We start from the raw sequence: 13108 nt of genomic DNA, 5'->3' as shown, positions 1-13108 counted from the left end.
GGCCCACCATTGCCGATCCTGCAACAGCGGATCGCGTGAAAACTATTTACTTACAATAGCTACGCTATAATCGATTTTCTTTATATAGCAAGCTGCCTGAATCCGCCCCTACGACATGAAATCCACCGAAATACGCGAAAAGTTTCTCAAGTTCTTTGAGTCCAAAGGCCACACGATCGTCCGCTCCAGCCCGCTCGTGCCGGGTAACGACCCGACGATGTTGTTGACCAACAGCGGCATGGTGCAGTTCAAGGACGTGTTCCTGGGCCTGGATACGCGTCCGTACAAGCGCGCCACCACCGTACAGCGCTGCGTACGCGCCGGCGGCAAGCACAACGACCTGGAAAACGTCGGCTACACCGCGCGCCACCACACGTTCTTCGAAATGCTGGGCAATTTCAGCTTCGGCGATTATTTCAAGCGCGACGCCATCCACTTCGCCTGGGAACTGCTGACCAAGGTCTATGACCTGCCGGCGGAAAAGCTGACCATCACCGTCTACTTCGAAGACGACGAAGCCTACGGCATCTGGGCGAATGAAATCGGCGTGCCGACGGAACGCATCATCCGCATCGGCGACAACAAGGGTGCGCGCTACGCATCGGACAACTTCTGGCAGATGGCCGACACCGGCCCGTGCGGTCCGTGCACGGAAATCTTCTACGACCACGGCGCCGAGATCTGGGGCGGTCCTCCGGGCTCGCCGGAAGAAGACGGCGACCGCTTCATCGAGATCTGGAACCTCGTGTTCATGCAGTTCAACCGCGACGAAGCCGGCGTGCTGACCCCGCTGCCGAAGCCGTCGATCGACACCGGCATGGGCCTGGAGCGCCTGGCCGCCGTGCTGCAGCACGTGCACTCGAACTACGAGATCGACCTGTTCCAGAACCTGATCAAGGCTGCCGCCCGCGAAACCGGCGCGACCGACCTCGCGAACAACTCGCTGAAGGTCATCGCCGACCACATCCGCGCCGCCAGCTTCATGATCGTCGACGGCATCATCCCGAGCAGCGAAGGCCACGGCTACGTCCTGCGCCGCATCATCCGCCGCGCGCTGCGCCATGGCCACAAGCTGGGCCAGACGAAGCCGTTCTTCTACAAGCTCGTGGACGACCTCGACGTCGAGATGGGCGCCGCGTATCCGGAGCTGCACGACGCGAAAGAACGCGTGATGCAGACCCTGAAGGCCGAGGAAGAGCGCTTCGGCGAAACCCTCGAGCACGGCATGAAGATCCTGGAAGCGCAGCTCGCGAAGGATCCGCAGAACCTCGACGGCGGCACCGCCTTCACCTTGTACGACACCTACGGCTTCCCGCTGGACCTGACCGCGGACATCTGCCGCGAGCGCGGCATCAAGCTGGACGAAGAGGGCTTCGCTGCCGCCATGGAGCAGCAGAAGAAGACCGCCCGCGCCGCCGGCAAGTTCAAGATGGCCGCCAACGTGGAGTATTCGGGCGAGAAGACGACCTTCGTCGGCTACGACGCCCTCGTGCACAACAGCCGCGTGCTCGCGCTGTACTCGGGCGGCGCACCGGTCCAGGAACTGAAAGCGGGCCAGGACGGCATCGTCGTGCTGGACACGACCCCGTTCTACGCCGAGTCCGGCGGCCAGGTGGGCGACAAGGGCCTGCTGAAGGCACAGGGCGGCGTGTTCGAGGTGGAAGACACCCTGAAGATCCAGGCGGAAGTGTTCGGCCACCACGGCGTGCTGCAGTCGGGCTCGCTGAAAGTGGGCGACATGGTCGACGCGCAAGTCGACGAAGTGAAGCGCGCCCGCACGATCCGCAACCACTCGGCGACGCACCTGATGCACAAGGCGCTGCGCGAAGTGCTGGGCGGCCACGTGCAGCAGAAGGGCTCGCTGGTCGATCCGGACAAGACCCGCTTCGACTTCAGCCACAACGCGCCGCTGACGGCCGAGCAGATCGCCCAGGTGGAAACCATCGTGAATCGCGAAATTCTCGAGAATCACGCGACCCAGGCCCAGCACATGTCGATGGACGATGCGATCAAGCATGGCGCCATGGCCCTGTTCGGCGAGAAATACGGCGACACCGTGCGCGTGCTGGACATCGGCTCGTCGAAGGAACTGTGCGGCGGCGTGCACGTCACCCGCACGGGCGACATCGGCCTGTTCAAGATCGTGTCCGAATCGGGCGTGGCCGCCGGCATCCGCCGCGTGGAAGCCGTGACGGGCGAGGGCGCTCTGGCCCTGGTGCAAGCGATCAACCGCAAGCTGAACGAAGCGGCCGGCGCGCTGAAGACGAGCCCGGACGAACTGCCGTCGCGCATCGCCCAGGTGCAGGACCAGGTCAAGTCGCTGGAGAAGGAAATCGCCGCGCTGAAGTCGAAGCTGGCTGCCGGCCAGGGCGACGAACTGGTGACGAAGGCCATCGACGTGAACGGCATCAAGGTGCTGGCTGCCACGATGGAAGGCGCCGACGTTGGGAGTCTCCGCGAGACGATGGACAAGCTGAAGGACAAGCTTGGGACGGCCGCCATCGTGCTGGCGTCGGTGCTTGAGGGCAAGGTCAGCCTGATCGCCGGCGTCACGGCCGACGCGACGTCCAGGGTCAAGGCGGGCGATCTCGTCAACTTCGTCGCCAAGCAGGTCGGCGGCAAGGGCGGCGGCCGTCCGGACATGGCCCAGGCCGGCGGTACGGATCCGGCGGCGCTGCCGCAGGCGCTGGCTGGCGTCGCCGGCTGGGTCGGCGAGCGCGTTTCCGCATAACCGTAATCGCGCGTTGTAACCGCGCCGCCGCAATATGCATGTCGTGGCGGCGCGTACGTTGTAAATCGAATGGGATTTGAGCTGAATCAACTCTTGTTTCGATGGGTAAGTGGACGGCACAGCCGTCCGCCCCGCATCCCTCTCATCCGGTCATCTCCGCCTCATCTCTATCTGCCTGTCAAGTAATTGCCGTTGTTACAACGCAACACTGATACCAAATTTTGGTGCGGCGCGTCATAATGGGCTAATTGGAGTACTATCGGGTCCATGCCCTACCAACTAGCAGGCAATCGATGAGCGAAACCATAATCGACACCGGCACCATCGAGGTCCAGAAGGACCTGGATGCGCGTGGCTTGAATTGCCCGCTGCCGATCCTCAAGGCCAAGAAGGCCCTCGCGGAACTGGCCAGCGGCGAGGTGCTGCGCATCGTCGCCACCGACACCGGTTCGGTACGCGACTTCCAGGCGTTCGCCAAGCAGACGGGCAATGCCCTGCTGGCGCACACGCACATCAACGGCGAATTCACGTTCTGGCTGCGCCGGAAATAACGACAGCCTTTTCCTGAAGCCCGGCACGCCGGGCATTCCATCCCCACCCGCAAGGAAACCCGCTGACGCACAATCAAGTACGATTAGGGCATTTCCTCTAACCGAAAAACGCACGATCGTGCTTTAATTCTGACCTGAACGGAATTTGCTCTTATAATTCGGATCATTTTTAGTCTTTCACCCATTTTTCAAAGGCACACTATGAAAGTCCTGGTACCCGTCAAACGCGTGGTCGACTACAACGTCAAGGTCCGCGTCAAGTCCGACGGCAGCGGCGTCGATATCGCCAACGTCAAGATGTCGATGAACCCGTTCGACGAGATCGCGGTGGAAGAAGCCACGCGCCTGAAGGAAGCCGGCAAGGTCACCGAGATCGTGGCCGTGACCTGCGGCGTGGCCCAGGCCCAGGAAACCCTGCGTACCGCGATGGCGATCGGCGCCGACCGCGGCGTGCTGGTCGAGACCGGTGCCGAGATCGAGCCGCTGGGCGTCGCCAAGGTGCTGAAAGCGCTGGCCGTCGAAGAGCAGCCGCAGCTGATCATCCTGGGAAAGCAGGCGATCGACGACGATTCGAACCAGACCGGCCAGATGCTGGCCGCGCTGCTGGGCTGGCCGCAGGCGACGTTCGCGTCGAAGGTCGTGCTGGAAGACGGCAAGGTCACCGTGACCCGCGAAGTGGACGGCGGCCTGGAAACCGTGGCCCTGAGCCTGCCGGCCATCGTCACCACCGACCTGCGCCTGAACGAGCCGCGCTATGTCACGCTGCCGAACATCATGAAGGCCAAGAAAAAGCCGCTGACGACCGTCAAGCCGGAGGACCTGGGCGTCGACGTCACGCCGCGCCTGAAGACCGTCAAGGTCGCCGAACCGGCCAAGCGTTCGGCCGGCGTCAAGGTGCCCGATGTGGCGACCCTGGTTGCGAAGCTGCGCACCGAAGCTAAAGTCATCTAATTAAGGAATAACCATGGTCGCACTCGTCATTGCTGAACACGACAACGCCCACCTGAAGGCTGTCACCCTGAACACCGTCACCGCGGCCGCGCAATGCGGCGGCGACGTTCACATCCTCGTCGCCGGCAGCGGCTGCGGCGCCGTCGCGGAAGCCGCCGCCAAGGTCGCGGGCGTGGCGAAAGTGCTGGTCGCCGACGCGCCGCAATTCGCCGACGGCCTCGCCGAGAACGTCGCCGAGCAGATCCTGGCCGTGGCTGGCGCTTACTCGCACATCCTGGCCCCGGCTTCTGCCTTCGGCAAGAACGTGCTGCCGCGCGTTGCCGCCAAGCTGGACGTCGCCCAGATCTCGGAAATCACCAAGGTCGACTCGCCCGACACGTTCGAGCGTCCGATCTACGCCGGTAACGCCATCGCCACCGTCCAGTCGACGGACAACGTGAAAGTCATCACCGTGCGCGGCACCGGCTTCGACGCCGCCGCAGCGGAAGGTGGTTCGGCCGCCGTCGACACCGTCGCCGCCGTCGCGGACTCGGGCAAATCGTCGTTCGTCGGCCGCGAGCTGGCCAAGTCGGACCGTCCGGAACTGACCGGTGCCAAGGTCGTCGTCTCCGGCGGCCGCGGCATGGGCTCGGGCGACAACTTCAAGATCCTGGAGCCGCTGGCCGACAAGCTGGGCGCCGCGATGGGCGCATCGCGCGCCGCCGTCGACGCGGGCTATGTGCCGAACGACTGGCAGGTGGGCCAGACCGGCAAGATCGTCGCCCCGCAGCTGTACATCGCCGTCGGTATCTCGGGCGCGATCCAGCACCTCGCCGGCATGAAGGATTCGAAGACCATCGTCGCCATCAACAAGGATCCGGAAGCGCCGATCTTCTCGGTGGCCGACTACGGCATCGTCGGCGACCTGTTCGAGGTCGTGCCGGCGCTGGTCAAGGAACTGGGCTAAACCGTCGTTCCCGCGCAGGCGGGAACCCATGCTGAATCAAACGTAGTCACTGCGGCGTGTATTTTGTATGGGTTCCCGCCTTTTTTGCGCCCGACGATTGACGTTTACGTAAAGAGAAACTAGGAGACTGCGGTGACCTACAACGCCCCCCTGAAGGACATGCTGTTCGTCGTGAACGAACTGGCCAACCTGTCCGAGATCAACCAACTGCCCGGCTGCGAAGACGCGACGCCGGACACCGTCGAAGCCGTGCTGGAAGAGAACGCGAAGTTCTGCGGCGAAGTCGTCGCCCCGCTGAATCATTCCGGCGACAAGGAGCCGAGCTACTGGCACGACGGCGAGGTCACGACGTCGAAGGGTTTCAAGGAAGCGTTCCGCGGCTTCGCGGACGCTGGCTGGCAGGGCGTGCAGCACCCGGCCGAATTCGGCGGCCAGGGCCTGCCCAAGCTCGTCGCCACGCCGTGCATCGAGATGCTCAACAGCGCGAACATCGCGTTCGCCCTCGTCGGCCTGCTGACGGACGGCGCCATCGAAGCGCTGCTGACGGCCGGCAGCGCCGAGCAGAAGACCCGTTTCATCGAGCCCCTGATTACCGGCAAGTGGACCGGCACGATGAACCTGACGGAACCGCAGGCCGGTTCCGACCTCGCCGCCGTGCGCACGCGCGCCGTGCCGCAGGGCGACGGCACCTATAAAATCTTCGGCACCAAGATCTTCATCACCTACGGCGAGCACGACATGGCCGAGAACATCATCCACCTCGTGCTGGCGCGCACGCCGGACGCGCCCCCGGGCGTGAAGGGGATCTCGCTGTTCATCGTGCCGAAGTTCATGGTCAATGATGACGGTTCGCTGGGCGAGCGCAACGACGTGCATTGCGTGTCGATCGAGCACAAGCTGGGCATCAAGGCGAGCCCGACCGCAGTGCTGCAGTTCGGCGACCATGGCGGCGCGATCGGCACGCTCGTCGGCGAAGAGAACCGCGGCCTCGAATACATGTTCATCATGATGAACGCGGCCCGCTTCGGCGTCGGCATGCAGGGTATCGGCCTGGCCGAGCGCGCGTACCAGCAGGCCGTCGCGTTCGCGAAGGAGCGCGTGCAGTCGCGCGCCGTCGAAGGTTCCGCCGGCCCCGTCGCCATCATCCACCACCCGGACGTGCGCCGCATGCTGATGTCGATGCGCGCGCAGACGGAAGCGGCGCGCGCGCTGGCCTACGTCGGCGCGGGCCTCTCGGACCTCGCGCACAGCCATCCGGACGAAGCGACCCGCAAGGCCAACCTGGCCGTGTACGAATACCTCGTCCCCGTGATCAAGGGCTGGTCGACGGAGATGAGCGAGAACGTCGCCCGCGACGGCGTGCAGGTGCATGGCGGCATGGGCTTCATCGAGGAGACGGGCGCCGCGCAGCATTACCGCGACGCCAAGATCCTCACGATCTACGAAGGCACGACCGCGATCCAGGCCAATGACCTCGTGGGACGCAAGACCGTGCGCGACGGCGGCGCCGTGGCCAAGTCCATCCTGGCGCAGGTGCGTGCGACCGAGGCGCAGCTGGGCGATGCCCAGGACGCGGACTTGGCGGCAATCCGCGCGCAGTTGGCGGCCGGCAGCGCGGCGCTGGATGCGGTCGTCGACTACGTCGTGGCGAACACGAAAGCCGACCCGCGTGCCGTGTTCGCGGGCAGCGTGCTGTATCTGAAGCTGGCCGGCATCGTGCTGGGTGGCTGGCAGATGGCGCGTGCGGCCCTCGTGGCCCGCCAGAAGCTGGACGCCGGCGATGGCGACGCGGCGTTCTACCGCGCCAAGATCGCCACCGCGCGCTTCTTCGCGGACCACGTGCTGGCGCAGGCGGATGGACTGCGCCACGCGATCGTGGACGGTGCCGCCGGCGTGCTGGCGCTGGACGTCGAGCAGTTCTGACGGCTGGATGTGATCTCGAAGCGGCCTGCGGGCCGCTTTTTTCATGGGCCGCAGCAGGCGATTTGTTGCGTACTGCCGACCGCTGCTCTGCGTTTGATGCCCGTCATGCGTAATGGGTAAGCGGCGCTCCTAGAATCGATTCGTCGCATCCACAATCGAAGGAGCGCCCCATGAATCCCCTGAAGCCTGGCAAGGTATTACCGATCGCCGTCGCCGGCGCCGCATTGTGCGCGCTGGTGGCCTGCGGCGGCGGCGGCGACGCCACCCCCACGACGGCCGCGAACGATCCGCCGGCGGTGCCGAGTCCCACGCCCGCGCCGACACCGACGCCGGCGCCGACACCGACACCCGCCCCGGCGCCGCAGCCGCCCGACGATCCCGCGCCGCCGCCAGACATCGTGCTGGAGCCGGGCTACACCAAGCTCTATACGACCCTGGACAGCAGCCCGCACTGGCCGGCGTGGAGCCATACGGGTACGGCCGTCGTGGACGGCGTAGGGTGCGCGAAGAACGAGGATTACCACATCCACGCGCTCCTCTCGATCTACCAGGACGGCGTACGGCTCGGCTTGCCGGATTCGATCGGGCGCGGCAGCGGCTGTTCGTACGAAATGCACACCCACGACATCACCGGCATCCTGCACATCGAGACGGATGTGCCCAAGGTCTTCACGCTGGGGCAGTTCTTTGCGTTGTGGGGGCAGCCGCTCGGCACCGCGGCGGTGGCGGGGCTGCCCGGCACGCCGACCTATTACGTGATCGACAAGGAGCAAGTAACGCGCTTCACGGGCGACCCTGCCACGATCGTGCTGAACGCGCACCGCGAGATCGTGATCGTGACGGGTACGCCGCCGGTGCAGGTGCCGCGGTATGACTGGAGTGCGACGGGCCTGTAAAGCTGATTCCGAGCTGGTCAGCCGTACGCGCCGCCCGTGTAGAGCAGGTCGAACAGCCGCGAGATGGTGGCGATGAGTGCCGTCGTGCCCACCAGCATCGTGACCACGACGAGCAGGATCACGAACCAGTGCGACGCGGAGCGGCGGCCGGAGTTGCGGTTGTAGCGGGCATCCCATTTCTCGTCCGGCGTGAGGCCGAGGATCAGTGCTTCGCCGAAGCCGACGAGCCAGGACAGGATCAGGGGCAGCAGGACCCAGAACGGATTCGGCGCGTGGCCGAGGCCGTACACGAGGCCGGCCGCCGGAAGGCTGCAGACGTGGAGCAGGCCGAGGCGGTCGACGCTGCCCTTGAGATAGAAGCGGTGCGCGCCGAGTCCGCCGAGCAGGAAGGCGAGGGTGGTGGCGAAGGTCTTGTTCTTATGTTGCGACATCGACTGTTTGTTGAAAGGAAAGCCATCAGTATCGTCCAAAAGCGGCCGCCATAGTGGCGGAGTGTCGCGAAATCGGCGATAATCTTGGATTCGGCCGGGACTGCGCGCCAGCGTTCTTGGTTTTTATGTAAATGCTTGCTGATGCAGGATAGAGCGCGCTATAATCGTCGGCTTTCTCCGTCCAGCTTACTTTTGGAAATATTATGGTCGTTATTCGTTTAGCTCGTGGTGGTGCCAAGAAGCGCCCGTTCTACAACATCGTTGCAACCGACTCGCGCAATCGCCGCGACGGCCGTTTCATCGAGCGCATCGGTTACTACAACCCGATGGCTTCGGGCAAAGAAGTCGCCCTGAACGTCACCGCTGACCGCCTGTCGTACTGGCAAGGCGTGGGCGCACAGCTGTCGCCGGCTGTTGCTCGCCTGGTGGCTACGCAAAAGGCTGCTGCTTAATACAGCGAAGGTTCTACGGTTTGACCGATTCTGCAGCACATTCGACATCGGTATCCGCGCAAGCGGTGCCTGACGACCTGATCCAGGTCGGCCACATCACCGGTGCCTACGGGCTCCGGGGCGGCGTCCGCGTGACGCCCTATTCGATGGATGCGGATGCGCTGCTGAGCGTCAAAACCTGGTGGATCGACAAGCCGTCGCTGCGTACCGTGCAAGTGCGGAACGCGAAATACCACAGCGGCGACGTGACGGCCACGCTGGTCGAAGTGACCGACCGCGAAGCGGCCGAGGCGCTCAAGGGTGCCACGGTGCAGGTCTCGCGATCGGACTTTCCGGAACTTCCGGAAGACGAGTATTACTGGACCGACCTGATCGGCTTGGATACGGTCAACTTGCAGGGCGAAGCGCTCGGCAAGGTTTCCGACATGATGCACAATGGCGCGCAGTCCATCCTGCGGATCACGCCCGTGCCCGATCCGAACGCCGCTCCCGATGCGAAAGCGCCGGAGCGGCTGGTGCCGTTCGTGGACCAGTACGTCAAGACGGTCGACTTGCAAGCCAAAGTGATTACCCTGGACTGGGGCCTGGATTATTGATCCCGTCCACCTGAAGCGAGGTCCCGATGCAGTTTGACGTCGTGAGCTTGTTTCCCGAAATGTTTGCCGCATTGACGCAGTCGGGCGTGACCCGGCGCGCGCACGAGCAGGGCCTGTGGAATTTGTCGATCTGGAATCCGCGCGATTTCACGACGGACCGCCACCGCACCGTGGACGATCGCCCGTATGGCGGCGGTCCCGGCATGGTGATGCTGGCCAGGCCGCTCGAAGCGACGATCAACGCGGCGAAGCAGCGCCAGATCGACATGGGCTTGCCCGCACCGCGCGTCGTGTTCATGTCGCCGCAAGGCAAACCGCTGACGCACGAACGTGTGATGGGCTTGAAGAACGAGCCCGGCCTCGTCGTGCTGTGCGGACGCTACGAAGCGGTCGACCAGCGTTTGCTGGACCGTGTCGTCGACGAGGAAATCTCCCTCGGCGATTTCGTGCTGTCCGGCGGAGAACTCCCTGCGATGGCGCTGATGGATGCCGTGGTGCGGCAGTTGCCCGGTGCGCTGGGCGACGACGCGTCCGCGGTCGAAGACAGTTTTGTCAACGGCTTGCTGGATTCGCCGCATTACACGCGTCCTGAAGTCTATGAAGGCGTGGCCGTGCCGCCCGTGCTGATGGGTGGCAACCACGCCGAGATCATGAAGTGGCGTCGACAGCGCATGCTGGAGGCGACCGCGAAGAAACGGCCGGATCTGCTGGACAAGGCGCGTGGCGCCGGTCTGCTGACGAAGGCCGACGAGCAGTTTCTCGCAACCTTGCAAAAGGTCGCGGAATAAAGGCGGTGCCCATCGGGGTACCGCATGTCTAATCCCATCCTCTACCGGGCATCGAACGCGCCGGCAAGATGGTAATAGGAGTCATAAAAATGGATCTGATCCAGCAACTCGAGCAAGAAGAAATTGCGCGCCTCGGCCGCAATATCCCTGATTTCGCACCGGGCGACACCGTCGTCGTCAGCGTCAACGTCGTCGAAGGCAACCGCAAGCGCGCCCAGGCATACGAAGGCGTCGTCATCTCGCGTCGTAACCGCGGCCTGAACTCGAACTTCATCGTTCGCAAGATCTCGTCGGGCGAAGGCGTCGAGCGTACGTTCCAGCTGTATTCGCCGCTGATCGCTTCGATCGAAGTGAAGCGTCGTGGTGACGTGCGTCGTGCGAAGCTGTACTACCTGCGCGAGCGTTCGGGCAAATCGGCACGTATCAAAGAGAAACTGCCGACCCGCAAAGCCGCTACCACTGCTGCGCAGTAATAGCGATTGCGGTAGGGAAAAGGCATCCGGTCGGATGCCTTTTTCTTTTGGAGAAAGCCCTTGGCAAAACTGCATATCGATCCCAAGCGCCTGCCCGTCGACGCCATCGCCGGCGAGCCCGCCTTGCCGGCCGAGCGCCTGGACGTCACCTGGCTGCGCGAACGCCTCGCCCATCCGCCGTCGTGGGCGCCGGAGTTGCCCGAGGACATGCGCCAGCGCTTCCCCACGTTGCGCCGCGCGGCCGTCCTCGTGCCCCTCGTGCGCCGGCCGGACGGCCTCACGGTCTTGTTGACGCAGCGCACCGAACACCTGAGCAACCACGCGGGCCAGGTCAGCTTTCCCGGCGGCCGTGCGGAGGAGGACGACTCGTCGCCCATCGAGACCGCGCTGCGCGAGACGGAAGAAGAGATCGGCCTCACGCGCCGCCACGTCGAGATCGTCGGCGTGCTGCCCGACCACGTCACCGCGTCCGCCTACATCGTCACCCCCGTCGTGGGCCTCGTCACGCCGCCGTTCGACCTCACGGCCGAATCGAACGAAGTGGCCGACATCTTCGAAGTGCCCTTGCGGTTCCTCATGGATGGCATGAACCACCAGATCATGTCGTTCGACCTGCCGGACGGCGCCGGCCGCCGCAGTTTTTATGCGATGCCGTACGAACGCTTCTTCATCTGGGGCGCCACAGCAGGTATGCTCCGCAATCTGTTTCATTTGTTACGCGCCTGACCAGGCACGTCGAAAAACCTGCTGCGCGTTGCATATTGGCGGGGGCGCCTAGCCCTGCGATGCTCACTGTACTTTCGTACAGCTGCGCTTCTCGGCCAAATCTGCTGCCGCTCGCGACGGTTTTTCGAGGTGCCTTAAAGGGCATGGACTCCAGTCGGTCTCTGCGCTACCCTAGCGGGCAATGAAGTAAGGCAACAACGTACAAAGGACCGTGCATGACATTTTTCTCCATTCTGTGCGCGCTGCTCATCGAACAGCTGAAGCCGCTGCGCGCGGATAACCAGATCTACGCCGAGATCAAGCGCTTTGCCATGAAGATCGAGAGCTGGTTCAATGCCGGCCAGGTCAGTCATGGCCGGCTGGGCTGGTTCCTGATGATGGCCGTGCTGATGGTGCCGACGGCCGTCATCTACGGTGTCCTCGTGCACTACCGCTTCGTGTTCGCCGCGTTCGCCTGGAACGTGCTGATCGTCTACCTCACGCTCGGTTTCCGCCACTACAGCCATTACTTCACGTCGATCCAGTTCGCCCTCAATGCGGGCGACGAGGCGACGGCGCGGACACTCCTGGCCGAGTGGGCCAGGATCGACACGGTCGGCATGGATGCCACCGAGATCGCCCGCATCGCCGTCGAAAAATCCCTGATCACGACGCACCGCAACGTGTTCGGCGTGTTCTTCTGGTTCCTGATGCCGCTGGGCCCGGCTTGCGCCGTCATGTACCGCGTGTCCGAATATCTCGCGCGCGCGTGGAACGAGCCGGATCACATGCGCAACGAGGCGTTCGGCCAGTTCGCGGCCCGTGCGTTCTACTGGATCGACTGGATTCCCGTGCGCCTGACGGCGATCGCGTTTGCGGTGGTCGGCAATTTCGAGGATGCGATCTATGCGTGGCGCAATTTCGCCAATCGTTGGGCCGACGAATCGAAAGGCATCATCCTGGCCGCCGGCGGCGGCGCGATGGGCGTGCGCCTCGGCAGCCCGGCCGAGAACGCACCGCACGTCCTGCCGGCCGACGCGGCGACGGTCGACAGCACCGCCAGCGAGGACGACATGCTGCCCGGCGACGAGCCGAGCGTGCGCGCACTGCAAAGCACGGTCGGCCTGGTCTGGCGCGCGCTGTTATTATGGATGCTGCTCCTGCTGCTGTTGTCGGGCGCAGTCCTGCTCGGCTGATGTCCATCGTGCCGGTCCGACCAGGGCCGGCACAAGGGGCTCGTCCGCAGGTCTTCTATAAGATATAATAGTCGGGTTGTTCTCATCCACGCCTTTGTTTCAGAAGCCGCACTATGGCCGACTCACCGCAAACCGGGAAAGGCGCCGACGAATTCTTCATTCTCGGCGTGACAAGTAAGGGCAGGCAATTCCGCCCGAGTGACTGGGCCGAGCGTCTGTGCGGCGTCATGTCGTGTTTCCGGCCGGCCGGCAGCGGTGGTCCGAACGCCCACCTGAAGTTCTCGCCCTACGTGCACCCGACCGTCGTGAACGGTGTCAAGGCGGTCGTCGTGAACAACGCCCTCAAAAGCATCGAACCGCTCGCTTACCACTTCGTGTGCAATTTCGCCAAAGACAACGACCTGCAAGTCGTCGAGGCGTGCTTCGTCCCACCTGCGGACGAAAAGAAGAAGTCCTGATCTACCTCAAA

At 63.9% G+C, this 13108-nt stretch carries 14 protein-coding genes; 13 read left to right on the top strand and 1 reads right to left on the bottom strand.

What is annotated here, in order from left to right; translation table 11 throughout:
* The first annotated feature begins 115 nt into the window (after positions 1-115).
* The 6 genes from alaS to ACL58G_RS28210 all read left to right on the top strand — a co-directional run bounded on the left by alaS (position 116) and on the right by ACL58G_RS28210 (position 7998).
* A complete protein-coding gene (gene alaS, locus ACL58G_RS28235) occupies positions 116-2731 on the top strand; it encodes an alanine--tRNA ligase (protein WP_440963863.1) in 2616 nt (871 codons plus the stop codon).
* Between the two features lie 323 nt (positions 2732-3054).
* Positions 3055-3282 carry a sulfurtransferase TusA family protein gene (locus ACL58G_RS28230; protein ID WP_036238555.1) on the top strand — a complete coding sequence of 76 codons (228 nt, stop codon included), beginning with the start codon at positions 3055-3057 and terminating at the stop codon, positions 3280-3282.
* Positions 3283-3483: 201 nt separating this feature from the next.
* A complete protein-coding gene (locus ACL58G_RS28225; protein ID WP_056129015.1) occupies positions 3484-4233 on the top strand; it encodes an electron transfer flavoprotein subunit beta/FixA family protein in 750 nt (249 codons plus the stop codon).
* Between the two features lie 13 nt (positions 4234-4246).
* A complete protein-coding gene (locus ACL58G_RS28220) occupies positions 4247-5179 on the top strand; it encodes an electron transfer flavoprotein subunit alpha/FixB family protein (RefSeq protein ID WP_413387267.1) in 933 nt (310 codons plus the stop codon).
* Positions 5180-5311: 132 nt separating this feature from the next.
* On the top strand, positions 5312-7102 hold the full coding sequence (locus tag ACL58G_RS28215; RefSeq protein WP_440963862.1) for an acyl-CoA dehydrogenase: 1791 nt from the start codon (positions 5312-5314) through the stop codon (positions 7100-7102).
* 170 nt (positions 7103-7272) lie between these two features.
* Complete coding sequence (locus ACL58G_RS28210) at positions 7273-7998, top strand: hypothetical protein (protein WP_440963861.1); 726 nt, start codon at positions 7273-7275, stop codon at positions 7996-7998.
* A gap of 17 nt (positions 7999-8015) precedes the next feature.
* Here ACL58G_RS28210 and ACL58G_RS28205 read toward each other — a convergent pair whose 3' ends face one another.
* Positions 8016-8429 (bottom strand): NINE protein, encoded by a 414-nt coding sequence (locus ACL58G_RS28205; protein ID WP_413340368.1) that lies wholly within the window; start codon positions 8427-8429, stop codon positions 8016-8018.
* A 203-nt stretch (positions 8430-8632) separates the two neighbouring features.
* On the opposite strand from ACL58G_RS28205, the gene rpsP reads away from it, so the two are divergent.
* The 7 genes from rpsP to ACL58G_RS28170 all read left to right on the top strand — a co-directional run bounded on the left by rpsP (position 8633) and on the right by ACL58G_RS28170 (position 13097).
* Positions 8633-8881: a 30S ribosomal protein S16 gene (rpsP, locus tag ACL58G_RS28200; RefSeq protein WP_036238507.1), complete on the top strand. Its 249-nt coding sequence runs from the start codon at positions 8633-8635 to the stop codon at positions 8879-8881.
* Positions 8882-8946: 65 nt separating this feature from the next.
* A complete protein-coding gene (gene rimM / locus ACL58G_RS28195) occupies positions 8947-9477 on the top strand; it encodes a ribosome maturation factor RimM (protein WP_440963860.1) in 531 nt (176 codons plus the stop codon).
* Between the two features lie 26 nt (positions 9478-9503).
* Entirely contained in the window at positions 9504-10265 is a 762-nt protein-coding gene (gene trmD, locus ACL58G_RS28190; RefSeq protein WP_440963859.1) for a tRNA (guanosine(37)-N1)-methyltransferase TrmD, read from the top strand.
* An 89-nt stretch (positions 10266-10354) separates the two neighbouring features.
* A complete protein-coding gene (gene rplS / locus ACL58G_RS28185; RefSeq protein ID WP_413387274.1) occupies positions 10355-10738 on the top strand; it encodes a 50S ribosomal protein L19 in 384 nt (127 codons plus the stop codon).
* Positions 10739-10798: 60 nt separating this feature from the next.
* Entirely contained in the window at positions 10799-11464 is a 666-nt protein-coding gene (locus ACL58G_RS28180; RefSeq protein ID WP_440963858.1) for a CoA pyrophosphatase, read from the top strand.
* A 215-nt stretch (positions 11465-11679) separates the two neighbouring features.
* Positions 11680-12639, top strand: a complete 960-nt coding sequence (locus tag ACL58G_RS28175) for a CobD/CbiB family protein (protein ID WP_413387276.1) — start codon at positions 11680-11682, stop codon at positions 12637-12639.
* Positions 12640-12752: 113 nt separating this feature from the next.
* On the top strand, positions 12753-13097 hold the full coding sequence (locus ACL58G_RS28170) for a DUF3579 domain-containing protein (protein WP_056129044.1): 345 nt from the start codon (positions 12753-12755) through the stop codon (positions 13095-13097).
* The last annotated feature ends 11 nt before the right edge of the window (positions 13098-13108 follow it).

Source organism: Massilia sp. GER05, from assembly GCF_052056005.1.
GTDB lineage: Bacteria > Pseudomonadota > Gammaproteobacteria > Burkholderiales > Burkholderiaceae_D > Telluria > Telluria orientalis.
This window is presented reverse-complemented; position numbering and strand designations above follow the sequence as displayed.

Excerpts from the sequence above, each read along its gene's own strand:
- rpsP (WP_036238507.1), top strand. The coding sequence starts at position 8,633 with ATGGTCGTTATTCGTTTAGCTCGTGGTGGTGCCAAGAAGCGCCCGTTC.
- ACL58G_RS28205 (WP_413340368.1), bottom strand. The coding sequence starts at position 8,429 with ATGTCGCAACATAAGAACAAGACCTTCGCCACCACCCTCGCCTTCCTG.
- ACL58G_RS28170 (WP_056129044.1), top strand. The coding sequence starts at position 12,753 with ATGGCCGACTCACCGCAAACCGGGAAAGGCGCCGACGAATTCTTCATT.
- alaS (WP_440963863.1), top strand. The coding sequence starts at position 116 with ATGAAATCCACCGAAATACGCGAAAAGTTTCTCAAGTTCTTTGAGTCC.
- rplS (WP_413387274.1), top strand. The coding sequence starts at position 10,355 with ATGGATCTGATCCAGCAACTCGAGCAAGAAGAAATTGCGCGCCTCGGC.
- ACL58G_RS28225 (WP_056129015.1), top strand. The coding sequence starts at position 3,484 with ATGAAAGTCCTGGTACCCGTCAAACGCGTGGTCGACTACAACGTCAAG.
- ACL58G_RS28210 (WP_440963861.1), top strand. The coding sequence starts at position 7,273 with ATGAATCCCCTGAAGCCTGGCAAGGTATTACCGATCGCCGTCGCCGGC.
- ACL58G_RS28220 (WP_413387267.1), top strand. The coding sequence starts at position 4,247 with ATGGTCGCACTCGTCATTGCTGAACACGACAACGCCCACCTGAAGGCT.
- ACL58G_RS28175 (WP_413387276.1), top strand. The coding sequence starts at position 11,680 with ATGACATTTTTCTCCATTCTGTGCGCGCTGCTCATCGAACAGCTGAAG.
- trmD (WP_440963859.1), top strand. The coding sequence starts at position 9,504 with ATGCAGTTTGACGTCGTGAGCTTGTTTCCCGAAATGTTTGCCGCATTG.